Origin of the sequence: Phenylobacterium conjunctum (assembly GCF_042679085.1) — a bacterium.
Lineage (GTDB): Bacteria > Pseudomonadota > Alphaproteobacteria > Caulobacterales > Caulobacteraceae > Phenylobacterium > Phenylobacterium conjunctum.
This window is the reverse complement of sequence record NZ_JBHTLQ010000052.1, coordinates 1-22,385: the sequence shown is the minus strand read 5'-3', so window position 1 is coordinate 22,385 and position 22,385 is coordinate 1. Positions and strand designations below refer to the sequence as shown.

The window sequence follows — 22,385 nt, the reverse complement described above, 5'->3', positions numbered from 1 at the left end:
CTCGCCGCCGGCGCGGGCCTGGTCGATCCGGCCATGGCGGAGCTGCTGGCCCGCGAAGGTCCCGACGCCGTGCGCCACCTGGCCGAGCTTGGCGCGCCCTTCGACCGCACGCCGGACGGCGGCTTCGCCCAGAGCCTGGAGGCCGCCCACTCCCGTCCCCGCGTCGCCCGCGTGAAGGGCGACCAGGCTGGCAAGGCGATCATGCAGGCCGTGGTTACGGCCGCCCTGGCCTCCCCGCACGTGGCGGTGCGCGCCGGCGCCCGTCTGCGCGGTCTCTTGCAGGGCGCCCAGGGCCGCGTCGCCGGCGTCGTGGTCCAGGAGGCCGGACGCTTCACCGAGATCACCGCCCCGGCCGTGATCCTGGCCACCGGCGGGATCGGCGGCCTCTATGGTGTCACCACCACTCCGGCCGAGCTGCAGGGCGAGGGTCTGGCCCTGGCCGCCCTGGCCGGCGCGATGATCGGCGACCCCGAGTTCGTCCAGTTCCACCCCACGGCCATCGACATCGGCCGCGATCCCGCGCCGCTGGCCACCGAGGCCCTGCGCGGCGAAGGCGCCCGGCTGATCAACGGCGCCGGCCAGGCCTTCATGGCCGGCTATCACCCCGACGCCGAACTGGCCCCGCGCGACGTGGTGGCCCGCGCCATCCACGCCGAGATCAGCGCCGGCCGCGGAGCCTTTCTCGACGCCCGCGCCGCCGTGGGCGAGCACTTCCCGCACGAGTTTCCGGCCGTCTTCGCCGCTTGCCTGTCCGGCGGGATCGACCCGCGCGTCCAGCCCATCCCGGTCGCCCCGGCCTGCCACTATCACATGGGCGGGATCGTCACCGACGCGGCGGGCGCGACCACCCTGCCCGGCCTCTGGGCGGCGGGGGAATGCGCCTCCACGGGCGTGCACGGGGGCAATCGCCTGGCGTCCAACTCCCTGCTTGAGGCCGCCGTCTTCGGAACCCGCGCCGGCCAGGCCGCCGCCGAGGGCGCAGGCCCGGTCCGCGCCGCCCGACGCCTGCTGACGCCAGATCTGCCGGACGCAGCCCTGCAAGGCCTGCGCGCCGCTATGAGCCGGGACGCCGGGGTGATCCGCGACGCTTCGGGCCTAGGTCGTTTGCTGGGCGAGATCGAGGCGCTTGAGGCCCAGTATGGCCGCGCCGCGCCCCTGGTCGCCGCCCGCCTGGTCGCAGAGGCCGCTCTCGCCCGCCGGGAAAGCCGTGGTGGCCACTTCCGCGCCGACTATCCCGGGGCGCTCGCCCCACGCCGCACCTTCATTGTCCTGCCAGAGGGGACGCCTGCGTCCCAAGCCGCATGAATTCAGCCGCTCTCGACACCGCCCATGGCTCCAACCGCGACCGCCTGATCGCCCAGGCCAGACGCCTGTTCGCTCAGTACGGCTACGCCGACGTCTCGGTCGATGAGGTGGCCGCCGCCGCCGGCCTGACCAAGGGCGCGGTCTATTACCAGTTCAAGGATAAGGCCGACCTGTTCAAGGCCGCCTGTCTGGCGGTGATGGACGACGTCGCCCGCCATGTCGACCGCAACGGCCGCGGCCTGAACCTGCCCAAGCTGGCCCTGCTGGCCAACGGGGCCGGCCGACTGTTCGACGCCTACGAGTCCGAGGAAGCCCACCGCCTGCTGCTGATCGACGGCCCGGCGGTGATGGGCTTCGCCGAGTGGACCGCCATGATGGAGCCCGTCGGGGTCTGCCTGGTCGAGAACGCCATGCGGCACTATGTGGACGCCGGCCTCGTCAAGCCGCACCAGTCCAAGATCCTCAGCCAGCTGCTGTTCGGCGCCTTCATCCAGGGCGCCCTGCGCATGGCCACCGCCCCCGACCGCGCCGCCGCCGCCCGTGAGGTGCGCGAGGGGGCCGACATCATCCTCCAGGCCTTCCTGAAAGGGCTGACCGCGAACTCATGATCGCCCCGCTTCCCGACCTGCTCATCGAGCCCATCGTCCGCGCCGCCCTGGCCGAGGACCTGGGCCGCGCCGGCGACCTGACCGCCCAGGCCTGCATCGACGCCGACGCCCGCCTGGACGCCACCTTCGGCGTGCGCCGCCAGGGCGTAGTCGCGGGCCTGGCGTGCGCGCGCCTGGCCGTCCTGGCCATGGACCCGTCCGCCCGGTTCGAGACCCTCATCGCCGACGGCGCGGCGGTGACGCCGGGCGCCGTGCTGGCCAAGGTCTCGGCCAAGGCCCGCGCCCTGCTGTCGGCGGAGCGGACCGCGCTCAACCTGCTGGGCCGACTGTCCGGCGTCGCCACCCTGACCGCGGCCTATGTCGCCGCCGTTGAGGGCACGGGCGCGCGCATCGTCGACACCCGCAAGACCACGCCGGGCCTGCGCGCCCTGGAGAAGTACGCCGTGCGCTGCGGCGGCGGGGTCAACCACCGCTTCGGCCTGGATGACGCCATCCTGATCAAGGACAACCACGTCGCCGCCTGCGGCGGGGTCGGCGAAGCCGTCCGCCGGGCGCGCGCCGCCGCCGGTCACCTGACCATGGTCGAGGTCGAGATCGACGGCCTGGACCAGCTGGCCGAGGCCCTGGAGGCCGGGCCCGACGTGATCATGCTCGACAACTTCAGCCTCGCTGACCTGCGTCAGGCGGTGACGGTCACCGCCGGGCGCGTGACCCTGGAGGCCTCAGGCGGCGTCGACCTGACGACCGTGCGGGCCATCGCGGAGACCGGGGTCCAGGTGATCAGCGTGGGCGCCCTCACTCACTCCGCGCCAGTTCTCGATATCGGGCTGGACGCCAGCTGATCAGGCGGCCGACCGCCTTCTGCAGCGGCTGGTCCACCAGCCGCTCGAAGGCGATGGCGGTCGCGATCGCCGCCGGCAGGGCCAGGCCCCACATCACCCACTGCAGCCACTCCGGCGGGGCGAAGCGCGCCACGATCATCCGCGTGGCGTGGAACCAGATCATCGCGACGAAGATGTGGGTGATGTAGAGGGCGAAAGAGATCTGGCCCGCCTTGGCCGCGACCTGCTGACCGCGCGAGGTCCGCACCGCCCCGCCCGCGCCCACCAGCAGGCCCAGTAGCGCGACGCTCATCAGATCGAAGCGCCCGAAGCCCTGCAGCACGGTGACCAGCAGGCCCGAGGCCACCGCCAGCCACACCGCCCACCGGCTGGGGGGCCAATCGAGCTCCCCGGCCCGGGCGATACAGGCGCCGAACACGAACAGCGGCAGGGCGCGCAGGACGCCCAGATTGAACGGCAGGTCGAACAGGGCGTGGTGATAGAGCGTCCGGCTGACCAGGTCCGCCGCCCAGACGGCCGCCAGGCCGCCGATGAAGAGCAGCAGGCTGGCGCCGACGCGGTTGAGCTTGCGCCACAGGGTCGGGAAGGCCGCGTAGCAGATCACCAGGGCCGAGAGCGACCAGGTCGGCAGGTTCCAGCCCGAGCCGGTGTGCAGCCCCCAGGCGTGGATCAGCAGGGCCTGGCTGGGCAGATCGCTCCATTGGTACTGGTCCGGATGGGCCGGCGGCGCGCCGAGCGCGACGCCAAGCGCGATCACCACGGCGAAGGCCGCCAGCATCACCAGGTGCGCGGGCCAGACCCGCATGACCCGCAGCAACAGGAACCGTTCGTCGCTCACCGTCCCGCCCGCGATCTTGCGGCCATAGGCCCGGCCCAGGACATAGCCCGACAGGATCAGGAAGAAGTCGGTGGCCAGGTAGCCGCGCAGAAAGACCGGACTGAGCCGGTCCAGCGGCCACGGCCCCTCGCTCTGGTAGTGATAGAGCACGATCAGCCCCGCCGCCAGGAAGCGCAGACCATCCAGGACCACGCTTCGGGAACTGGCCCGCGCGGCGGGGACTGTCCCATTTGGACCCGAGATTCCCGTAGTGGACGTCATGGCGACTTTCCCTCGACTTCAGTCGAAGGCCAAAGCCGCAACTCACTGGCCACGAGGCCAGGTCCAGGGGCGGGAAGTCACCCGGATCGGGCTTCCACCTAGGGCTGCGAGACCCCCGCCGGGTGTTCGAGCTGCAGCGCCACCAGCCGGGCGGTGGGTGCGCCATAGGCCCGGCCGATCTCGGCGAACACCGTGGGCAGGTCGTTGGCCTCCAGCTTAACCTGCCGCGCGCTGGCCGGCGCTCGCTCGCGGCCCAGGATCCTCAGCCCGTGTCGGGAGACCACACCCCCGGCCGGCGTGACAGCGTAGGCCTTGGATCTGAAGGTGCGCGACCAGGCGTCCAGTTCGAACCCGGCCGCCAGGTCGTCGAAACCCGGCGTCAGGGGGATGGCGATCGTCTGCCGCCGCCAGGGCGTGAGCAGGTTGGCCAGCCCCACCGTCACGGCGGGGCGGTCAAATCGATACCGGCCGGCGTCGTGGCGCGGTCCCTCGACGGCCAGGCCCAGCCGCGCGGCGGTGGACGCCATAGCCCCCTCCCCGGCCAGCTCTCGCAGCAGGTGAAGGGCGGCGGGGACCGAGGCGCTGACCCCGGCGGTGGTGGTGATCGGCCCGTCGGTGACCCAGCGGGCGTCCGTCCGCCAGGTGACCTGCGGATAGCGCCGCAGCCTCTGGCCCCGGCTGGCCCAGTGGGCCGTGGCCTGACGGCCGTCCAGCAGCCCCGCGTCGGCCAGGATCAGGGCGCCGTCGCAGATCGAGACGATCCGGGCGCCCTGCCGCGCCTTGTCCCGCAGCCAGGCGGCGCGCTGCGGGTCCTTGGACATCAGGAAGGGCACGATGACCATGTCCGGCCCACCGGGATGGGCGCGATCATAGCTCGCCCAGGTCGCCTGGGGCTGCACCCGCGCCACCCCGGGCATCAGGGGCGCCGGCTCCAGGCTTGAGGACACCACCGTGACCTCCACCGCCCCGGACTCCGCCAGGATGGCGTAGGGCGCGAGCAGGTCCGTGGTCTCCACCCCCTTGGGATCGGCCAGGATCGCGACGCTGGGCCGGGCCTCGGCCGCGCTGGCCGCCAGGACCAGGCCCAGCGCACAGATCAGGCGACGGATCATGCCGAGGCCTCCAGGCGCGCAGCCGCGGCCCGGGCCGCCTCGATGCGGCCGGCGATCCGGGTGTCCATGAGTTGGCGGACGGTGGCCAGGATCTCGGGCGGCGCCGTCTCCGGGCGACCGGCGTTGAACGGCGGCGCCGGGGAGTATTCCAGCCCGAGCTGCACCGATTGGGCGTGCGCCTCGCCGGCCAGCTCAGCCACCATGGTGAAGGCGAAGTCCAGCCCCGCGGTCACCCCACCGCCGGTGATCAGGTTGCCATCGCGGGCCACGCGGCTGTCGTCGACGACGACCCCGAACGGCTCCAGCAGCTCGCGCCAGGCCCAGTGGCAGGCGGCGCGACGGCCCCGGATCAGGCCGGTGGCGGCCAGGATCAGCGAGCCGGTGCAGACGCTGGTCAGGTACTTGGCCCCCGTCGCCAGCCGGGTGACCTCGGCCATGTAGGCCTCGTCCAGCATGGCGGCCGTGGTTCCGAACCCGCCGGGCACGCAAATCACGTCACAGCGCTCGACCTTGGCCAGGTCGGCCAGCTGACTGAACACCAGGCCCTCGGCGGAGATGTCCTGCCCTCCCATCGAGGCCACGGTCACCCGGGCGCCGGGAATGCGCGACAGCACCTGGTGCGGGCCGGTGAAGTCCAGATGGGTGACATCCGGATAGAGCGGAATGACGATTTCGATCGCGGCCATGGGGCGTCTCCTCGATTTGACGCCTGCAACATGACCGGCCTAGGGTCTGGCGGAAATGACATTGATCCCTCGGATTCCGCCATGCCGCGCCAGATCGGCTTTGTGATCTTCCCCGACTTCCAGATCCTGGACGCGACTGGCCCGCTGGCTGCGTTCGAGATCGCCGGACGCTATGTCCCCGGCGCCTACGCCATCTCGGTGATCTCGGCCGCGCCCGGCCTGGTGCGCAGTTCCGGCGGCGCCCAGATGGCGGCCGAGGCCCTGCCCGAGGCGCTTGACACCGTGGTGGTGGCCGGAGGCGAAGGCACCCGGCCCGCCGCCCTGCACCCCCAACTGATCACCTGGCTCCAGGGCCTTGGTCCGCGCCGAACCACCAGCGTCTGTTCAGGCGCCTACATCCTGGCCGAGGCCGGCCTGCTCGATGGGCGGCGCGCCACCACCCACTGGGAACGCACCCAGGACTTCGCCAAGCGCTATCCGCAGGTGCGGCTGGAGCCTGACCGGATCTTCGTCCGCGACGGCGCTGTCTGGACCTCGGCCGGGATAACGGCCGGCATCGACCTGGCCCTGGCCCTGATCGCTGACGACCTGGGCGAGGACATCGCCCGGCGCACCGCCCAGCAGCTGGTCGTCTATCACCGCCGCCCGGGCGGCCAGTCGCAGTTCTCGGCCCTCATCGAGATGGGCGGCCACGGTGGCCGCTTCGCCACCCTGCTCGACTGGATGCGCGCCCACCTGGCCGAACCTCTGAGCGTGGACCAACTCGCCGCCCAGGCGGCCATGAGCCCACGCAACTTCGCCCGCACCTTCGCCGCCGAGACCGGCATGACCCCGGCCAAGGCGGTGGAGCGCCTGCGCCTTGAGACCGCCCGCGAGCGGGTGGAAGGCACGGGCGAGGCTATCGATCAGATCGCCCTGGCGGTGGGCTTCGGCGACCCGGAACGGATGCGGCGGGCCTTCCTGCGCGCCTTCGGCCAACCGCCCCAGGCGCTCAGGCGCTCCGCCCGCTCTGCGCCGTAAGCTTGGCCACCTGCTCGCGCAGCAGGGACAGGGTCTCTTCCTGCCGCTGCAGCATCTCCATCATCTGGCGGTCGCGCATGGCGTCGACCTTGTCGTGCAGGTGCATGATCTCCAGTTCGGCCCGCAGGTTCACCACATAGTCGTGCTCAGCGTTGGCGCGGTCGCGCTGGGCCTGGCGGTTCTGGCTCATCATGATCACCGGCGCCTGCACCGCGGCCAGCATCGACAGCATCAGGTTCAGGAAGATGAAGGGATAGGGGTCGAAGGACAGCCCAAACCCGCGCGTCGCCACATTCCACAGGATCCAGAGCCCCAGGGCGGCGCCGAACCCGAAGATGAAGTTCCACGACCCGCCGATCTCCGCCACCCGATCCGCCAGCCGCTCCCAGTAGGTGCGGTCGTCCTTGCGCAGGGTGGGGTCCACAGCGCTGGGCGCCTCTGTGGCGATCAGGTCGATGACGCTCTTCTGCACCGGACTAAGCTGGTCATAGCCGCAGGCCAGCAGCTGCTGGGCCAGTTCGGCGTGGCGGTCGGGGATTTGCGGGTTGCTCATCTGCGTCCTTGACCTGACGGTCCGTCACTCTGTTCGATCTGAGCTCAGCAAAGGCCGGGAACACGGCGTCGGCAAGGCGGAGGATCTGAGATGGCGGCAGCGGCCAAGGCGAACGGACGGAAAAGCGTCTTCATCACGGGCGCGGCCAGCGGCATCGGACTGGCGGCGGCCAAGCGCTTCGCTCGCGAAGGCTTCTTCGTCGGCCTGTCTGACATCGACACCAAGGGCCTGGCGGCTGCGCTGGAAGCTATCGGAGCCGACAATGGCGCGACCTTCAGCCTGGACGTCCGCGACCGTCAGCAGTGGGACAAGGCCCTGGCCGGCTTCGCCAAGCTGACCGACGGCAAGCTGAACCTCCTGGTCAATAACGCCGGCATCGCCCGCTTCGGCTTCCTGGAGGAGCAGTCCGAGGCCGATGTCGACCTGCAGATCGATATCAATGTGAAGGGCGTGGTCCACGGCGCCCGCGCGGCGCTGGAGCTCTTGAAGGCGACGCCGGGCGCGCGGCTGATCAACATCGCCTCCTGCGCCGGCCTGTTCGGCTCACCGCAGATGAGCGTCTATGCGGCCACCAAGTTCGCTGTGCGCGGCCTGTCCCAGGCGCTCGACGCCGAATTCGCCCGCTTCGGGGTCGGCGTGGCCACGGTCATGCCCTGGTTCGTGGAGACCCCGATCCTGGACGCTGGCGCCGCCCAGTCCAACCGCACCATCCGCGACGCCGTGAAGGACGGCAGCCACGTGGTCTATACGGTCGAGGACGCCGCCCAGGTGATCTGGGACGCCAGCCTGGGCAAGGACCTGGAATACATCGTCGGCGACAAGGGCAAGCAGGTCCGCTTCATGACCCGCTTCTTCCCCAACCTCATTCGGAAGCAGATGCGACAGTCGTCCTGACGGGGGCTTCGCCGATCTTCGGCGCCGAGGCCGGGGTCAGCTTGGCCTTCGGCGCCTCGCCGGGACGCGCCGGCTGGGCCTTGGCCTCCACCGGCGCCGAGGCCGGCTCCGGACCCGCCTGCAGCGGACCACCCAGGCCGACCGGCGCATTGACCGGGGCCTCAGTGATCACGGCCGAGGCCAGGCGGTAGTCGGACGGGGCGGTCGGCGCGGCGGGCGGCAGCGGGCCATAGACCGGCTGGGTGGCCCGCTCGGGCGCGGTCTCGGCCAGCAGGGTCGTCGGCGCCGTACCGCGGCCGAAGCGATAGAAGACGTGCAGGCCGACCTGGGCGACCTTCAACAGGTGCGGCCCCCACTGCGGCTGGACATTGATCGTGTGGAAGTGGGTCGCATTGCCAACCGACGACGCCACCCCGCCCGACAGGGCGCGGGCCGCGACGCGCTCGGCGCGGTTCCAGGCGATCCAGTCCTTGCGCTGACGCATGGAGCCGTCGCAGGCGAAGCTGAACTGGCAGCCCTGGTTCCGGGCCGCGCCCTGGAACACCACGCCGCAGACGGTCTTCGGGAAGGCCGGGGAGCGCACGCGGTTCAGCACCACCTGGGCCACGGCGGCCTGGCCGGCGGCGCCTTCGCCCCGGGCCTCGAAATAGACCGCCTGGGTCAGGCACTCGAGCTCACGAGAGGTCTCCAGCGCGCCCGCCAGACGGAAGGGCGCGGCGGCCGGCATGTAGGTCGAATTGAATGCGGCCCGCAGCAGCAGGCCGGACTCCACCGGGCGGTCCTGGGGCGTGCGCTGCTCAAGGCGCGCGGCCAGGATGGCCGTCTGGCGGTCGCGCTCGGCGGCGCCGGCGACGGTGAAAGGATCATGGGCGCGGGCGATCCGCAGGACACCCGGGTCCATGGCGGCGGCTTCGCGCAGGAGAACAGCTTCGGAAAAACCGCCGGCGGCGGCTTCGGCGATCCGGGCGGCGCGCGCGTGGTCCGTCGCGGCCCGAGCCATCCCGCCGGCCAGATAGGCCGCTCCGAGGCCCAGGCCGATGCCTGAACCGATCAAAGCGGCGCTGGTCAGCGCACGCCATTCGGCGCGCGTCTGGGGAGTGGAAGGCAAAGGTGAGAATCCCGTGTGGCGAGGGCGTTCGCGCCCCCAGACATCGTTGTCAGCGACGGCCCCTGCTCTTGCTGGCGGCGGTCGAAGACGGGTCTGCCCAATACACGTGGAAAGGCAGACCACAGCGAAGGTGCCGGGCTTATGAACAAAGCGCGCCGGATTCGCAAGCCCAGACTGGGTGGCTGCCCGCAATTTGCTGTGGATGAATCGCCGCAGCCCCCGCGGGAACCGGCGGAGGCCAGCCTCGTTTGGAAGGGCGACGCTTTCCACCTGAGGAGACTTACCCATGCGCAAGACCCTGGGTCTGATGACCGCCGCTGGCCTGGCCCTGATGCTGGCCGCCTGCGGTCACAACACCGAACAGCGCGCCGCCACAGGCGCGGCCACCGGCGCCGTCCTGGGCGGCCCCGTGGGCGCCGTCGCCGGCGCCGCCGTCGGCACGGCGGTGAGCAAGGCGGCAGACGATCCGCGCTGATCTCCCGGCCAGACCCACGGCCCCTCCCGGCTCTAGTCCAGTTGCGTCATGTCTGACCCACGACGCTCGCTAGATTCGCCGGACTTGCAAACGAGTCGGGGGAGAGCCGTGGGTCACGTCATCCTGGCCATCGGCGTGCTGGCCACAGTGATCGGCCTGATCGTCCTGGGGCCACACGGCCTGTTCTGACGCCGTCCGGATTGACAGGCGGCGGCTGGAGCGCGACGGGAGAAGCCTCCCCATCACAGGAAGCCGCCCTTGCGCCCCCTGCTCTACGCCCTCGCCGTCCTCGCCTTTTCCATCACCGCTGCCGACGCCGCGCCCAAGCCGGCGCCGACCCTGCCCGCCGGTGGCGTGTCCATGGGAAATCCCAAGGCCAAGGTGCTGGTCGAGGAGTACGCCTCGATGAGCTGCAGCCACTGCGCGACCTTCAACAACGAGGTCTTTCCTGAGTTCAAGAAGGCCTTCATCGATACCGGCAAGGTCCGCTACGTCCTGCACGAGTACGTCACGCCGCCGGAGAACGTCGCCGCCGCCGGGTGGTTCGTGGCCCGCTGCGCCGGTCCGGACGGCTACTTCAAGGTCGTGGACACCTTCTTCCGCAGCCAGGCCCAGATGTTTGACACCCGCGACGTGCGCGGCGCGCTGATGGCGGCCGGCAAGGCAGGCGGCCTGACTGAGGACGAGGTCAGGGCCTGCCTCAAGGACCCGGCTCAGCTCACAGCCCTCGAGGGCCGCCTGAAGGCCGCCGTTGATCGCGGCGTCCAGGGCACCCCGACCTTCTACATCAATGGCGAACCCCACGTCGGCGAGGCCTCCCTCGACGAGCTCGCCGCGGCCATCAAGACCGCCAAGCCGCTGAAACCGGCGAAGAAGAAGTAGCCAGCCGCCTGCTGCCAGATCCTGACACCGGGCGCCCCTAGAAACAGGCCTCCATCGCTCGCAGAGCCCTTTCCGATATGACGGAATCCGTCATATCGGATAAAAAGGGCTCTAATTCAAAAGGTTAGAGCATTTTTCGACCCGACAACCGGTTCCCACTTGTCGGAAAATGCTCTAGGTTCGCCCCATGCCCCGATCTCCCGCTCCCGGCGTCGGCGAAGCGCCCCAGGCCTTCGACTACGCCGAATCCGCCCTGCCGATGATGTGGACGCCGCACCGCCCGGCGCGACCGCAGAAGTCCGAGGGCGGCCGCCGCTTTAAGCTGGTCAGCGCCTATGAGCCGGCCGGCGACCAGCCCCAGGCCATTTCCGAACTGGTGGCCGGCCTGGAGGGCCGCGAGCATGACCAGGTGCTGCTGGGCGTCACCGGCTCGGGCAAGACCTTCACCATGGCCAAGGTCATCGAGCAGACCCAGCGCCCGGCCCTCATCCTGGCCCCCAACAAGACCCTCGCCGCCCAGCTCTATTCCGAGTTCAAGAGCTTCTTCCCGGAGAACGCGGTCGAGTTCTTCGTCTCCTACTACGACTACTACCAGCCCGAGGCCTACGTGCCGCGGACCGACACCTACATCGAGAAGGACTCCTCGATTAACGAGCAGATCGACCGGATGCGCCACTCGGCCACCCGCGCGATCCTGGAGCGCGACGACGTCATCGTCGTGGCCTCGGTGTCCTGCATCTACGGCATCGGGTCGGTCGAGACCTATACGGCCATGACCTTCACCCTGAACGTCGGCGACCGCATCGACGAGAAGAAGCTGATGGCCGACCTGGTGGCCCAGCAATACAAGCGCAACGACCAGGCCTTCGAGCGCGGGACCTTCCGCCGCCGCGGCGACACCATCGAGATCTTCCCCGCCCACTACGAGGACCGCGCCTGGCGCCTGTCCCTGTTCGGCGACGAGGTGGAATCGATCACCGAGTTCGATCCCCTGACCGGCCGCAAGACCTCGGACCTCGAGGGGATCAAGATCTACGCCAACAGCCACTATGTGACCCCGCGCCCGACGCTCAACCAGGCGACCATCCAGATCAAGGCCGAGCTCAAGGAGCGCCTGGACTGGCTGGTGGCCAACGGCAAGCTGCTGGAAGCCCAGCGCCTGGAGCAGCGCACCACCTTCGACCTGGAAATGATCCAGGCTACCGGCTCCTGCGCCGGCATCGAGAACTACAGCCGCTACCTCACCGGCCGCCGGGCCGGCGAGCCGCCGCCGACGTTCTTCGAATACATCCCCGAGAACGCCCTGCTGTTCGTGGACGAGAGCCACCAGACCATCGGCCAGATCGGCGGCATGTACCGGGGCGACTACCGCCGCAAGTTCACCCTGGCGGAGTACGGCTTCCGCCTGCCCTCGGCCATCGACAACCGCCCGCTGAAGTTCGAGGAGTGGGAGGCCATGCGGCCGGCCACCATCCACGTCTCGGCCACGCCCGGCGCCTGGGAGATGGAGAAGGCCGGTGGCGTCTTCGCCGAGCAGGTCATCCGCCCCACCGGGCTGATCGACCCGCCGGTGGAGGTGAAGCCCGTCCACGCCGACGGCTTCAGCCAGGTGGACGACGTCATCGACCAGGTCCGCCAGACCACGGCCAAGGGCTATCGCTCCCTGATCACCGTGCTCACCAAGAAGATGGCCGAGGACCTGACCGAGTACATGCACGAGCAGGGCCTGCGGGTCCGCTACATGCACTCAGACGTCGACACCCTGGAGCGCATCGAGATCATCCGCGACCTGCGCCTGGGCGCCTTCGACGCCCTGATCGGCATCAACCTGCTGCGCGAGGGCCTGGACATCCCCGAGTGCGGCCTGGTCGCCATCCTGGACGCGGACAAGGAGGGCTTCCTGCGCTCCGAGACCAGCCTGATCCAGACCATCGGCCGCGCGGCGCGCAACGTCGACGGCCGCGTCATCCTCTACGCCGACACCATCACCGGCTCCATGGAACGCGCCATGGCCGAGACCAAGCGCCGGCGCGAGAAGCAGCAGGCCTACAACCTCGAACACGGCATCACGCCAGAGAGCGTGAAGAGCCAGATCAAGGAGATCCTGGCGAGCCCTTACGAGAAGGACCGCGTCACCGTCCCGGCCGGCGTCGCCGAACCCGGCGGCCAGCAGGCCTTCGTCGGCGACAACTTCAAGGCCACCCTGCGCGACCTCGAAGCCCGCATGCGCCAGGCCGCCGCCGACCTGGAATTCGAAACCGCCGCCCGCCTGCGCGACGAGATCAAGCGCCTGAAACTCATGGACCTGGAATTCGCCAACGACGCCCTCTCAGGGGATGGCGAAGCGGCGGACAAGACCGTGGTCAAGAAGGCGCGTGCGGAGGCCAGGGCCGAGAGCGCGGAGCGGTTCCGGAAGGGGCGGCGGTAGGCCCTACCCCGCCATCTCCTGCGCCCGCTCGGCCTCGCGTCGCACCAGCCGGTTCACCTCGGCCGTGAACGCTCGCGCCAGCTCCAGCCGGCGACGCCGCCGCTCCGCCACGGGAACGTCGGCATAGGCTGCCCAGTCGGCGTGGAACAGGTCGAGCTCTCCGGCGATGCCGAGTTCGGCGGCCTGCAGGCGCGGGACGGCGCGGCCGATCCCGAACACCCGGTCGGCGGCCAGCGCCGCGGCGCCCAGGCCTAGCAGCACATAGCCGAAGGCGAAGCCGCCGAGGGGCAGGCCGGCCAGGCCCGGAACCGCCTCGCGCAGGGCCGGCAGCACCGCGCCCACGGCCAGGGCCGCGCAGCCGAAGCTTCTCAGCAGGTTGGAGACGAACTGGGCCAGCCGCCGTCGGCGGCGATACCCGGCGATGCGGGCGCTGGCGAACTCCGTCCGCCCGGCCAGCAGCTCGGTCAGGTCCGCATCGGGCGCGGCCTCGACGTCCAGGCCCGCCACCACACCGAAGCGAGGGGTCATCGCAGTCTCCGCCAAAGGGTCAAGGGCGTGACTACAACTGGCCAGCGCGAGTCGACGATGCGGGCTAAGGCCGCAGGGACCGCTCCCCTAAGCCAGCAGGTCGCGGAACTCATGGCTCTTGCGCAGCCAAGCCGCCGCATAGCCGCAGATCGGGACGATCTTCAGCCCCTTGTCGCGGGCGTCGGCGGCGAGCGCCGCCATCAGCCGGCCGGACGCCCCGGTTCCTCGCAGGGCGAGCGGTGCCTCCACATGATCGATGATCAGCCTGGCGCCATCGCGACGATAATCGGCCCAGGAGGTCTGGCCCTGTTCGACCATCTCGTAGCGGGCGCCGGTGTCTTTGAGCGGTTGGGTCATGGATGAAACATAAGCAACTCGCCGCCGATTGCGATCCCCGCTAGCCTCCGCAGCCTGTCAGTCAGGAGTTCGCCCATGGCCCGCCGTCTCGCCCTCTCCGCCATCGCCCTCCTGGCCCTGGCCGCCTGTTCCAAGGAAGCCGAGAAGGCGCCGGCCGCCGCGCCGCCTGAGGCCAAGCCGGCCTTCGTGCCGTCCCAGACCCCGCCCAAGCGCAAGCCCGGCCTGTGGGAGCAGCGGGTCTCCAACGGCGACTTCGTGCAGGTCAGCCGCATCTGCCTGGACGGGGCCACGGACGAGAAGCTGTCCTGGTGGGGGACCCAGGCCACCAAGGACATCTGCGAGAAGAACATCACCTCCAAGACCACCGACGGCGGCTGGCGGTTCTCATCGGTCTGCGACATGGGCTCGGGCGGCAAGACCACCACCTCGGGCGTGGCCCAGGGGGACTTCGACGCCCACTACCAGATCCAGGCTGAGAGCTCGACCGTGGGCGCCGCCGCGCCGCAGATGAACGGCACGCGCAAGATGACCATCGACGCCGCCTGGCAGGGTCCCTGCCCCGCCGACATGAAGGGCGGCGACATGCAGCTGCCCGGCGGGGTGAAGATCAACCTGCTGGACGCGATGAAATAGCCGGCGGCTGTCGGGACGCCGCAACGCGGTGCGTCCTAGGATCAGAACAAGCCCAGGAGAGACGCCCATGGCCACCGCCGCCGACATCGCCCCCCGCAACGACCGCGAACTGGTCAGCGCCTTCCTGATGGAGGCGACGCCCGACCAGCTGTTCAAGGCCTGGACCACCCCGGCCCTCTATCCGGAATGGTTCTGCCCCAAGCCCTGGCGGGCCGAGGTCACCCGCATGGACCTGCGCCCCGGCGGCGGCAGCGAGATCATGATGTACGGCCCGGACGGCGAGACCCACCCGAACAGCGGCGTCTATCTGGAGATCGAGCCGGGCAAGAAGCTGGTCTTCACCGACGCCTACGCCGAGGGCTGGGTCCCTAACCCGGACAGCATGATGACCGCCGTCATCACCTTTGAGCCCCAGGCCGACGGCAAGACCCTCTACGTGGCCCGCGTCGGCCATCCCACCGTAGAAAAGAAGACCCAGCACGAGACCATGGGCTTCCATGACGGCTGGGGCGTCGTGGCCCAGCAGCTCGAGGCGGTGGCGCGCACTCTCTAACCCCCACCGCGCGTCATCCTCCGGTCGCCCGCACCACGATGTGTCATCCCGGAAAGCGCATAGCGCTTGTCCGGGACCCAGACGCGCGGGGCGCTCCGGAAAGCTCGGTGTCTATGGGTCCCGCACTTCCGCGGCTGCGCCGCTCCATGCGGGATGACACCAAGGCGCTTTAAACCAGCTCCACCGCCATCGCCGTCGCCTCGCCGCCGCCGATGCACAGGCTGGCGACGCCCTTCTTGCCCCCACGGGCCTGGAGGGCCGCCAGCAGGGTGGCGATCACCCGCGCGCCGGACGCGCCGATGGGGTGGCCAAGCGCACAGGCGCCGCCGTTGACGTTCAGCTTGGCGTGGTCGATGCCCAGTTCGCGCTCGGCGATCATGGCCACCACGGCGAAGGCCTCGTTGACCTCGAACAGGTCGACCTCATCGACGCTCCAACCGGCCTTCTTCAGAGCCTTCTGCATCGCCGGCACCGGCGCGGTGGTGAACAGGCCGGGCTCATGGGCGTGGGCGCCGTGCGCCACCACCCGGGCGACCACGTTCAGGCCCAGCTTCTCGGCCACCGAGGCCCGCGTCAGGACCAGGGCCGCGGCGCCGTCGGAGATCGAGCTGGCGTTGGCGGCCGTGATGGTTCCGTCCTTGGCGAAGGCGGGCTTCAGGGTCGGGATCTTGGCCGGATCGGCCTTCAGCGGCTGCTCGTCGGTGGAGACGGTCTCAGTCCCCTTGCGGCCGACGACCTCGACCGGAACGATCTCCCGGGCGAAGGCGCCGCTCTCCACCGCCGCCTTGGCGCGGGCCAGGCTGGAAATGGCGAACTCGTCCATGGCCTCGCGGGTGAACTGGTAGGCCCGCGCGCTCTCCTCGGCGAAGGCGCCCATCAGCCGGCCGGGCTCATAGGCGTCCTCCAGCCCGTCCAGGTACATGTGGTCATAGGCCGTATCGTGGCCGATGCGAGCGCCGGCCCGGTGCTTCTGCAGGAGGTAGGGCGCGCCCGACATGCTCTCCATGCCGCCGGCGATGATGATGTCGGCCGAGCCCGCCGCCAGGGCGTCGTGAGCCATGATCGCGGCCTGCATGCCCGAGCCGCACATCTTGTTGACCGTGGTGGCCTCCACCGACTTCGGCAGGCCGGCGCCCAGGGCCGCCTGGCGCGCGGGCGCCTGGCCCAAGCCCGCAGGCAGGACGCAGCCCATGAAGATCTGCTCCACCAGCTCGGGCGCGACCCCTGCCCGCTCCACCGCCGCCTTGACGGCGGCCGAGCCGAGGGCGGTGGCCTTCACGGAGGACAGGACGCCCTGGAAACCGCCCATGGGCGTGCGGGCGTAGGCGGCGATGACGACGGGATCGGAGGCTTGGGTCATGGCCGGGATATAGGCCCCTCCCGCCGGCTTGGGGAGAAGCGACGTAACGGAAACCCTTTATCCGCTCATCCCGGCGAATGCCGGGAACCAGATCATGAAGCGCCAGCGTCAGCCGGACGGACCTCGGCGCAGACCAGGATAGACACGCGCACGCCACCTGGATCCCGGCCTTCGCCGGGATGAGCGGATTGGGTTAGTCCCCGACCCGCACCGTCCTGTCGATGAAGCCGCCGCCCAGCACGCGGCTCGGCGCTTCCGGCGCGTAGAGCACGCAGGCCTGGCCGGGGGCCACGCCTTCTTCCGCGACATCGAAGGCCACGGCGGCCTGGCCGTCGATCAGGGCGATGCGGCCCGGAACCGGCTCGCGGGTCGAGCGCACGCGGGCCAGAACCGGCCGGCCCTCGGCGGCCTCCAGGCTCGGCGTCTCGCCCAGCCAGTTGGTTTCCTTCAGGGTGCAGGCTCGCGTCAGCAGGGCCTCGCGCGGGCCGACGATCACCTGGCGGCGGTCGGCGTCGATGCGCACCACGAACAGCGGGTCGCCCACGGCGACGTTCAGCCCCCGGCGCTGGCCGATGGTGTAGCGGGTCACGCCCTCGTGGCGGCCCAGCACCCGGCCATCCAGATGCACGATCTCGCCGGCCACAGCCCCTTGCGGGCGCAGCCGGTCGATCAAGGTGGTGTAGCGGCCCTCCGGCACGAAGCAGATGTCCTGGCTGTCCGGCTTGTCGGCGATGGCCAGGCCCAGCTCGGCGGCGGCGCGGCGCACCTCCGGCTTGGGCATGCCGCCCAGCGGAAAGCGCAGGAAGTCCAGCTGCTCGGCCGTGGTGGCGAACAGGAAGTAGCTCTGGTCCCGGGCCGGGTCGGCGGCGCGGTGCAGCTCAGGGCCGGCGGGCCCCACCTCGCGGCGCACATAGTGCCCGGTCGCCATCGCCTGGGCGCCCAGGTCGCGGGCCACGTCCAACAGGTCGCGGAACTTCACTGTCTGATTGCAGCGGATGCAGGGGATCGGCGTTTCGCCGCGCAGATAGGCGTCGGCGAAGTCCTCGATCACCTGCTGCTTGAAGCGGCTCTCATAGTCGAGGACGTAGTGCGGAATGCCGATGGCGTCGGCCGCGGTACGGGCGTCGTGGATATCCTGGCCGGCGCAGCAGGCGCCCTTCTTCTGGATCGCGGCCCCGTGGTCGTAGAGCTGCAGGGTGACGCCCACGACGTCATAGCCAGCCCGCGCCAGCAGGGCGGCGGTGACGGTGGAATCCACCCCGCCAGACATGGCCGCGACCACCCGCGCGCCAGCGGGCAGCCCCACGGCGGCCCGGGCGGTTTCGACGGCGGCGTCGGTGAAGAGCGCGTTCATGGGCGGCTATGTAGCGGCTCAGGTCCCGGTTTGCGAGGTCGGCGCGGCCAAGTTCGCCTGTCACGAGAAGTTCAGCTTGACCATATGGACGCTGCGGCAAGCCCGGCGGTAAGGTCTTCCCAGGTTTCGGCGGACCCGGCGCCTGGCCCGGAGCAATCAGCGTGAACCGCTATCGCATCTATGTCCTGAACCCCCAGGAGCGCATCAGCGATGCGCAGGAGGGCGAGTACCCGGACGACCAGGCCGCCCTGACGGCGGCGGCGGACCTGTGCGGCGATCGCTTCGCCGTCGAGGTCTGGAGCGGCGAGCGTCTGGTGGACCGCCTGGGCGGCGAGTTCCGACTCTAGCGCAGAACGCTCAGCAGCGAGGTGTCCTTCAGGGTGACGAACACCTGGGCCGCCGCCTGCACCGCCAGCTGAGCCTGCTGCAGGTCGCTGGCCGCCTTGGTCATGTCGGCGTCGGTGATACCCCCGATCATGCCCTTGATGCTGGTCTGGCGGTTCAGGATGTCCTTCTGCACGTTGTCGACGCGGGTCTGAACCATGCCGTTGCGGGCGGTGTTGTTGACCAGGTTCGAATGCAGGGTGTCCCAGCTGGCCAGCTGGCCTTCCAGGAACGCCTTCTGATTGTCGGTCAGGACACCGCTGAACGGCCCGTCCACGCCCTCCTGGAAGGTCTGCACGTTCTTGAAGGCGTTGAGCAGGTCGGTGCCCAGATCCTCCGCCAGCAGGCCGGTCTTGACCGTGGTGGAGTCATCGATCTTGGCCTCCACCTTGAACTGGTCATTGTGGAAGAAGCTGGAGATCGCCGGGCCGGCGGTGAGGTCGGACATCACCTGGGCCGACACCGGCTCGGTGTCGATCTGGCCGCCGGAGAACAGGTACTTGCCGCCGTAGCGGGCGTTCAGCCCTTCGACGGCGTTGGCGAAGAAGCCCTGGATGTCCTGCATCACCGTATCCCCGCGGCCGCTGGCCAGGGCGTCGGCGATGGTCTGGCGCACCGCGTCGGCGGCGCCGGCGATCTGGTTCAGGGCGAAGTCCTGGGTCGTCAGCTTGTCCGCCAGCCGGGCGTTCTGGTCCATGTAGCCCTGCAGCCGGGAGTCCACCGACTGCATGGAGGTCAGGATCTCAGCGTTGCGCGCATAGTCCTTCAGGTTCGACCCGTTCTTCTGGGTCGCCACCCGGTCGCCGGCGTCCATCTGACGCTGCTGGGCCACCATGATGTTGGACAGGACGGCGCTATAGTTCCCACCCGTCGAGACGCGGTTCATCTCATCGCTCCTGGGTTCAGACCATGTTGGTCAGGACGTCGAACATATCCTTGGCGGCGGTGATCAACCGGGCCGAGGCGTTGAACGCCTGTTGGTAAGTGGTGAGGCGCACGAGCTCCTCGTCGATATTGACGCCTTCGATCGCCTGGCGGCGGGACGAGGCCTCATTGGCCACCGACTCGGCGGAGGCCTTGCTGGTCGCCGCGGCTTCCGACTGGCGGCCCACCGCGCCCCCGAACTCCGAGGCGTAGCGCGACAGGGTCATCCTCACGGCGCCCAGGGTCCCGGCCGCGTCGAAGTGGCCCAGGATGTCGCCGGCGTTGGCCATGGCCGCCGCCCCGCGGCCGTCGCCGGGCCGGATGGCGACCGCCGGCGGCGTCGCAGTCAGGTCGAGCTGGGCCAGCGGCAGCTTGGTGGGGTCCGACACCATGGCCGGATCGACTTCCAGGCGGCTCGCCCGGCTGGTCCGCTCGAAGGAGGACAGACCGAACAGCCGCGAGATCGACGGGCCGCCGGCGCCGCGCTGGGTGTGGTCGGCGGTCACCGACAGGCTGACCTCGTAGGTCGTGCTGGCGGTGAACTTCATCTTGCCATTGCTGTCGAGGCTGAAGGCCCCGTACTGGCCCACGCCGGTCCCGTTGGCGTTCAGCGCGTTCAGCAGGTTCTGCATGTCCCCAGCCGGGCTCGGCACCGCCACGCTGACGTCGAAGATCGGCTTGCCGTCGCCCAGGGCCAGACGGAAGGCGATGGTGTCGCCCGAGGTGAAGCCGTTGGCGTCCGTGGTGGTCAGGCCGGTGTCATAGTTGGTGGGCCCGCCGTTGGAGCGGACGATGTCGTTCAGGCCGAAGAAGTGGGAGAAGGCCCGGTCGGCCTTCTTCGATGTGCCCTCATTGATCGCCACGCCGTTGGTCGCTGGCGAGGCGGTGATCTTCAGCGCGCCGCCGGTGAAGCTGACGGTCCCCAGGCCGCCGAGCGCGGCGGTGACGTCGGTGTCGAAGCTGGAATCCGCAAAGGCGCTGGCCGCGCCGCCATCAACGCTGAGCGTGTGAGCGTCGAAGTCGAGCTCCACCTTCCGCTGCACGACGCCCGCGGCGTTGGTGATGGCGATGGTGGTCTTGCCGGTGAAGTGGGCCAGCGCCGTGGTCATGTCCAGGCCGGTGTCGCGGCCGGTCAGGCTGTTGGGCGCCGGGACCGCGGTGGAGGCGTTGGAGATGGCGTTCATCTGGTCCGCGGCGCGGCTCATGAACTCGCCCAGTTGGTCGGCCAGGCCCGGCAGGCTGTCGTCGCGCAGGTCCATCAGCGCCCGCAGCTCGCCCGAGGTCACCGCGATGGGCTGGGCCGAGCCCAGGCCGCCTTGGGGCTCGATGGCGATATAGGCCTTGGTGGCGTCGGTGCGGTTATAGGTCAGGGTCGCGGCCTGGTCCCCGGCCAGCTGGAAGCCTTCCTCGGTCCGCACCGTCACCCCGCCGTTGGGGCGCTGGGTGATCTGGATGTTCATCAGCCCGGCGAGTTCGTCCACCAGGCCGCTCTGGATGTTCTCGGAGCCCGAGGAGTCCGCCCGCGACAGGCGCGCCCGGCTGATGTCGGCGTTGAGGGTGTTGATCTGCTTCAGCAGGTCGTTGACGCGGGTGATGTCGGTCTGGGCCTGGGCGTCGACCGTATCCCCCAGCGAGGTGATCTGGGTGTTGATCCGCTGGGCTTCATTGATCATGTCCTCGACCGAGGACAGGGCCTGGCCGCGCGCCAGGCTTGAGGAGGGATCGTTGCTGGCCGCCGCGAAGGTCGACCAGATCTTGTCCAGCCGCGAGAAGAAGAAGTTGTCGCCGGAGGGGTCGCCGAACAGGCCCTGGGCGTTATCCAGGTACTCCGACGTGGCGCTCCAGCGCGCGGCGTCGGAGGCGGCCGTGATCGAGGCGCCTTGCAGGTACTGGTCGGTCACCCGCTTGATGCCGGTGATCTCGACGCCCATGCCCTGGCCGCCGACCACCAGCGGGCGCTGGTCGACCTGCTTGCGGACGTAGCCGGGGGTGTTGACGTTGGCGATGTCGTCGGACACCGCGCGCAGCCCGGTCTGGGCGGCGAGCAGCCCCGACGCGGCCGTCTTCATGGCGACACTCAGCGACATTCCCAAGTCCTCCGCCCGGCAAGCCTTGCGCGTACCCCGGCCATTTCTGCCGGGATCATGTTGAACGCCCGCGCGAGGGGCCAAGAAAAGTTCAAATAAATCAACACGGATCCTTCGGAGCCTGGCTGACGTCGAAATCAGGGGCGCAAGAGCGGCGCCAGTTCGCGCAGCCGGGGGCGCCGGCCGGCCAAGTTCGCCCCGCCGACGCCCCGATCCGGGCGGCAAGGGACGCCCCTCTGCCCCCTCGGCGCCCGGCAAAAAGCGCCGCAAGCCGAAGGTTTCCAGCCTCTTAACAGGGCGATTTCTCTATTTTTTTCCGCAACATAGAGCCTGGTTCAGACTTGGCGCGGAGGTTGCTCGGCAGGGTTCGACATTTTGTGGCGCAGCAGGCGCCGCCCTTCGAGACGCGCAACCCGCACGCCATGACCGCAGGTTTCACCATCGCCGCCCAGACCGCCCAGCCTTCGGCCGGGACCGCCGCGTCCGGCGCGCTGCAGGGCGCCGGCCTGTTCGGCAAGACGGCGGCCACGGGGCCGATGGCCGGCTTCGAGGCCCTGCTCGCGGCGCTGTTCGCCGGCCAGGGCGGCGCCGACGCCCAGGCGGTCAAGACCCTGACGGCCGGCGGCGCCACCCCGGATGCGCTAAAGGCCGCCCTCGGCCAGGCCCAGGGTCAGGTCTCGTCCCTGTTGATGGGCCAGGACGCCAAGTCGGCGGAGACCGATCTGATCGCGGACGGCGACCCGGCGACGCTGCAAGACGCGCCGGTCGATCCGGCCCTCGCCGCCCTGGTCGCCCTGCTCGCCGCCCAGACCCAGCTTCAGGCGAACCCGGAAGCCACGGCCGTCCAGGACGGCGTCACCCCGGACGAGGCGGTTCTGGCCGACGCCGGCAAGGGCGCGCCCAAGGCCTTCGCGACCGACCTCGCCGCGCTCGACGGTCTTGCCCTCGCGGCGGACGACGCAGCTGAGCCCGCGCAGGACGCCCAGGTCTTCACGCCGAGCACCGCGGCCACCGACCTCAGGGCGGCCGATATCGCCAACCGCGCCGCACGCACCCCGGTCTCGCCCGAGACGGCGACGAAGCCCGCGCCCGCCCCCGTCAAGGTCGAGGCCGCGCCCGTGCAGGCTGAGATCGAGCCGATCGCCGCGCCGACCGACGAGGACGCCCCCCCTCCGGCCCTGGCGGCCGAGGCC

At 70.2% G+C, this 22,385-nt stretch carries 22 protein-coding genes and 1 pseudogene; 12 read left to right on the top strand and 11 right to left on the bottom strand.

Annotated elements, in window-relative coordinates:
• From ACFQ27_RS17260 to nadC, 3 genes are all read left to right on the top strand, one after another.
• Positions 1–1,305, top strand: a 1,305-nt coding sequence (locus ACFQ27_RS17260; RefSeq protein ID WP_377354465.1) for an L-aspartate oxidase, incomplete at its 5' end; no start/stop codon positions are given.
• On the top strand, positions 1,302–1,913 hold the full coding sequence (locus ACFQ27_RS17255; protein ID WP_377354464.1) for a TetR/AcrR family transcriptional regulator: 612 nt from the start codon (positions 1,302–1,304) through the stop codon (positions 1,911–1,913). The genes ACFQ27_RS17260 and ACFQ27_RS17255, both read left to right, overlap by 4 nt.
• A complete protein-coding gene (gene nadC / locus ACFQ27_RS17250; RefSeq protein ID WP_377354463.1) occupies positions 1,910–2,755 on the top strand; it encodes a carboxylating nicotinate-nucleotide diphosphorylase in 846 nt (281 codons plus the stop codon). Before ACFQ27_RS17255 ends, nadC begins: the two co-directional genes overlap by 4 nt.
• Here nadC and ACFQ27_RS17245 read toward each other — a convergent pair.
• The 3 genes from ACFQ27_RS17245 to ACFQ27_RS17235 all read right to left on the bottom strand — a co-directional run bounded on the left by ACFQ27_RS17245 (position 2,709) and on the right by ACFQ27_RS17235 (position 5,652).
• A complete protein-coding gene (locus tag ACFQ27_RS17245) occupies positions 2,709–3,785 on the bottom strand; it encodes an acyltransferase family protein (protein ID WP_374345038.1) in 1,077 nt (358 codons plus the stop codon). The two genes, nadC and ACFQ27_RS17245, sit on opposite strands and share 47 nt — an antisense overlap.
• Positions 3,786–3,952: 167 nt before the next feature.
• Positions 3,953–4,966, bottom strand: a complete 1,014-nt coding sequence (locus tag ACFQ27_RS17240; protein ID WP_377354462.1) for a DJ-1/PfpI family protein — start codon at positions 4,964–4,966, stop codon at positions 3,953–3,955.
• Positions 4,963–5,652, bottom strand: coding sequence for a DJ-1/PfpI family protein (locus tag ACFQ27_RS17235; RefSeq protein WP_377354461.1), 690 nt, complete (start codon positions 5,650–5,652; stop codon positions 4,963–4,965). Before ACFQ27_RS17235 ends, ACFQ27_RS17240 begins: the two co-directional genes overlap by 4 nt.
• An 81-nt stretch (positions 5,653–5,733) precedes the next feature.
• Between ACFQ27_RS17235 and ACFQ27_RS17230 the strand changes: the two genes are divergently transcribed.
• Complete coding sequence (locus ACFQ27_RS17230; RefSeq protein WP_374345041.1) at positions 5,734–6,672, top strand: GlxA family transcriptional regulator; 939 nt, start codon at positions 5,734–5,736, stop codon at positions 6,670–6,672.
• Here the strand turns inward: ACFQ27_RS17230 and ACFQ27_RS17225 are convergent.
• Positions 6,644–7,225, bottom strand: coding sequence for a DUF1003 domain-containing protein (locus tag ACFQ27_RS17225; protein WP_374345042.1), 582 nt, complete (start codon positions 7,223–7,225; stop codon positions 6,644–6,646). The genes ACFQ27_RS17230 and ACFQ27_RS17225 overlap by 29 nt on opposite strands.
• Positions 7,226–7,315: 90 nt before the next feature.
• Between ACFQ27_RS17225 and ACFQ27_RS17220 the strand changes: the two genes are divergently transcribed.
• Positions 7,316–8,119, top strand: a complete 804-nt coding sequence (locus ACFQ27_RS17220) for an SDR family oxidoreductase (protein ID WP_374345043.1) — start codon at positions 7,316–7,318, stop codon at positions 8,117–8,119.
• Here ACFQ27_RS17220 and ACFQ27_RS17215 read toward each other — a convergent pair.
• Positions 8,088–9,227, bottom strand: a complete 1,140-nt coding sequence (locus ACFQ27_RS17215; protein ID WP_377354460.1) for a cell wall hydrolase — start codon at positions 9,225–9,227, stop codon at positions 8,088–8,090. The two genes, ACFQ27_RS17220 and ACFQ27_RS17215, sit on opposite strands and share 32 nt — an antisense overlap.
• Positions 9,228–9,513: 286 nt before the next feature.
• On the opposite strand from ACFQ27_RS17215, the gene ACFQ27_RS17210 reads away from it, so the two are divergent.
• From ACFQ27_RS17210 to uvrB, 3 genes are all read left to right on the top strand, one after another.
• Positions 9,514–9,702, top strand: coding sequence for a hypothetical protein (locus ACFQ27_RS17210; RefSeq protein ID WP_377354459.1), 189 nt, complete (start codon positions 9,514–9,516; stop codon positions 9,700–9,702).
• 258 nt (positions 9,703–9,960) lie between these two features.
• Positions 9,961–10,584 (top strand): thioredoxin domain-containing protein, encoded by a 624-nt coding sequence (locus ACFQ27_RS17205; protein ID WP_377354458.1) that lies wholly within the window; start codon positions 9,961–9,963, stop codon positions 10,582–10,584.
• A 187-nt stretch (positions 10,585–10,771) separates the two neighbouring features.
• Positions 10,772–13,012 carry an excinuclease ABC subunit UvrB gene (gene uvrB, locus ACFQ27_RS17200; protein ID WP_377354457.1) on the top strand — a complete coding sequence of 747 codons (2,241 nt, stop codon included), beginning with the start codon at positions 10,772–10,774 and terminating at the stop codon, positions 13,010–13,012.
• Positions 13,013–13,015: 3 nt separating this feature from the next.
• On the opposite strand, the gene ACFQ27_RS17195 is transcribed toward uvrB, so the two are convergent.
• Both ACFQ27_RS17195 and ACFQ27_RS17190 read right to left on the bottom strand, forming a co-directional pair.
• Entirely contained in the window at positions 13,016–13,540 is a 525-nt protein-coding gene (locus ACFQ27_RS17195; RefSeq protein ID WP_377354456.1) for an SLATT domain-containing protein, read from the bottom strand.
• An 87-nt stretch (positions 13,541–13,627) separates the two neighbouring features.
• A complete protein-coding gene (locus ACFQ27_RS17190) occupies positions 13,628–13,897 on the bottom strand; it encodes a GNAT family N-acetyltransferase (RefSeq protein WP_374345049.1) in 270 nt (89 codons plus the stop codon).
• Positions 13,898–13,972: 75 nt separating this feature from the next.
• Here ACFQ27_RS17190 and ACFQ27_RS17185 point away from each other — a divergent pair, with 75 nt between their 5' ends.
• Both ACFQ27_RS17185 and ACFQ27_RS17180 read left to right on the top strand, forming a co-directional pair.
• A complete protein-coding gene (locus ACFQ27_RS17185) occupies positions 13,973–14,530 on the top strand; it encodes a DUF3617 domain-containing protein (protein WP_374345050.1) in 558 nt (185 codons plus the stop codon).
• Positions 14,531–14,597: 67 nt separating this feature from the next.
• On the top strand, positions 14,598–15,083 hold the full coding sequence (locus ACFQ27_RS17180; protein ID WP_377354455.1) for an SRPBCC family protein: 486 nt from the start codon (positions 14,598–14,600) through the stop codon (positions 15,081–15,083).
• Positions 15,084–15,252: 169 nt separating this feature from the next.
• Here the strand turns inward: ACFQ27_RS17180 and ACFQ27_RS17175 are convergent, their stop codons facing one another.
• Positions 15,253–16,443, bottom strand: coding sequence for an acetyl-CoA C-acyltransferase (locus ACFQ27_RS17175; protein WP_377354454.1), 1,191 nt, complete (start codon positions 16,441–16,443; stop codon positions 15,253–15,255).
• Between the two features lie 193 nt (positions 16,444–16,636).
• The gene (gene mnmA, locus ACFQ27_RS17170; RefSeq protein ID WP_374345053.1) at positions 16,637–17,797 is read right to left on the bottom strand and encodes a tRNA 2-thiouridine(34) synthase MnmA; all 1,161 of its coding nucleotides are present in this window, start codon (positions 17,795–17,797) and stop codon (positions 16,637–16,639) included.
• Between the two features lie 161 nt (positions 17,798–17,958).
• Here mnmA and ACFQ27_RS17165 point away from each other — a divergent pair, with 161 nt between their 5' ends.
• Positions 17,959–18,144 carry a hypothetical protein gene (locus ACFQ27_RS17165; RefSeq protein ID WP_374345054.1) on the top strand — a complete coding sequence of 62 codons (186 nt, stop codon included), beginning with the start codon at positions 17,959–17,961 and terminating at the stop codon, positions 18,142–18,144.
• Here the strand turns inward: ACFQ27_RS17165 and ACFQ27_RS17160 are convergent.
• A complete protein-coding gene (locus ACFQ27_RS17160; protein ID WP_374345055.1) occupies positions 18,141–19,067 on the bottom strand; it encodes a flagellin in 927 nt (308 codons plus the stop codon). The two genes, ACFQ27_RS17165 and ACFQ27_RS17160, sit on opposite strands and share 4 nt — an antisense overlap.
• 16 nt (positions 19,068–19,083) lie before the next feature.
• Complete coding sequence (flgK, locus tag ACFQ27_RS17155; RefSeq protein WP_374345056.1) at positions 19,084–21,192, bottom strand: flagellar hook-associated protein FlgK; 2,109 nt, start codon at positions 21,190–21,192, stop codon at positions 19,084–19,086.
• A 377-nt stretch (positions 21,193–21,569) separates the two neighbouring features.
• On the opposite strand from flgK, the pseudogene ACFQ27_RS17150 reads away from it, so the two are divergent.
• Positions 21,570–22,385, top strand: a pseudogene (locus tag ACFQ27_RS17150) (hypothetical protein); the annotation flags it as partial.

Excerpts from the sequence above, each read along its gene's own strand:
- ACFQ27_RS17190 (WP_374345049.1), bottom strand. The coding sequence starts at position 13,897 with ATGACCCAACCGCTCAAAGACACCGGCGCCCGCTACGAGATGGTCGAA.
- ACFQ27_RS17180 (WP_377354455.1), top strand. The coding sequence starts at position 14,598 with ATGGCCACCGCCGCCGACATCGCCCCCCGCAACGACCGCGAACTGGTC.
- mnmA (WP_374345053.1), bottom strand. The coding sequence starts at position 17,797 with ATGAACGCGCTCTTCACCGACGCCGCCGTCGAAACCGCCCGGGCCGCC.
- ACFQ27_RS17210 (WP_377354459.1), top strand. The coding sequence starts at position 9,514 with ATGCGCAAGACCCTGGGTCTGATGACCGCCGCTGGCCTGGCCCTGATG.
- ACFQ27_RS17175 (WP_377354454.1), bottom strand. The coding sequence starts at position 16,443 with ATGACCCAAGCCTCCGATCCCGTCGTCATCGCCGCCTACGCCCGCACG.
- ACFQ27_RS17255 (WP_377354464.1), top strand. The coding sequence starts at position 1,302 with ATGAATTCAGCCGCTCTCGACACCGCCCATGGCTCCAACCGCGACCGC.
- ACFQ27_RS17225 (WP_374345042.1), bottom strand. The coding sequence starts at position 7,225 with ATGAGCAACCCGCAAATCCCCGACCGCCACGCCGAACTGGCCCAGCAG.
- uvrB (WP_377354457.1), top strand. The coding sequence starts at position 10,772 with ATGCCCCGATCTCCCGCTCCCGGCGTCGGCGAAGCGCCCCAGGCCTTC.
- ACFQ27_RS17220 (WP_374345043.1), top strand. The coding sequence starts at position 7,316 with ATGGCGGCAGCGGCCAAGGCGAACGGACGGAAAAGCGTCTTCATCACG.
- flgK (WP_374345056.1), bottom strand. The coding sequence starts at position 21,192 with ATGTCGCTGAGTGTCGCCATGAAGACGGCCGCGTCGGGGCTGCTCGCC.
- ACFQ27_RS17185 (WP_374345050.1), top strand. The coding sequence starts at position 13,973 with ATGGCCCGCCGTCTCGCCCTCTCCGCCATCGCCCTCCTGGCCCTGGCC.
- ACFQ27_RS17195 (WP_377354456.1), bottom strand. The coding sequence starts at position 13,540 with ATGACCCCTCGCTTCGGTGTGGTGGCGGGCCTGGACGTCGAGGCCGCG.
- ACFQ27_RS17235 (WP_377354461.1), bottom strand. The coding sequence starts at position 5,652 with ATGGCCGCGATCGAAATCGTCATTCCGCTCTATCCGGATGTCACCCAT.
- nadC (WP_377354463.1), top strand. The coding sequence starts at position 1,910 with ATGATCGCCCCGCTTCCCGACCTGCTCATCGAGCCCATCGTCCGCGCC.
- ACFQ27_RS17160 (WP_374345055.1), bottom strand. The coding sequence starts at position 19,067 with ATGAACCGCGTCTCGACGGGTGGGAACTATAGCGCCGTCCTGTCCAAC.
- ACFQ27_RS17240 (WP_377354462.1), bottom strand. The coding sequence starts at position 4,966 with ATGATCCGTCGCCTGATCTGTGCGCTGGGCCTGGTCCTGGCGGCCAGC.
- ACFQ27_RS17230 (WP_374345041.1), top strand. The coding sequence starts at position 5,734 with ATGCCGCGCCAGATCGGCTTTGTGATCTTCCCCGACTTCCAGATCCTG.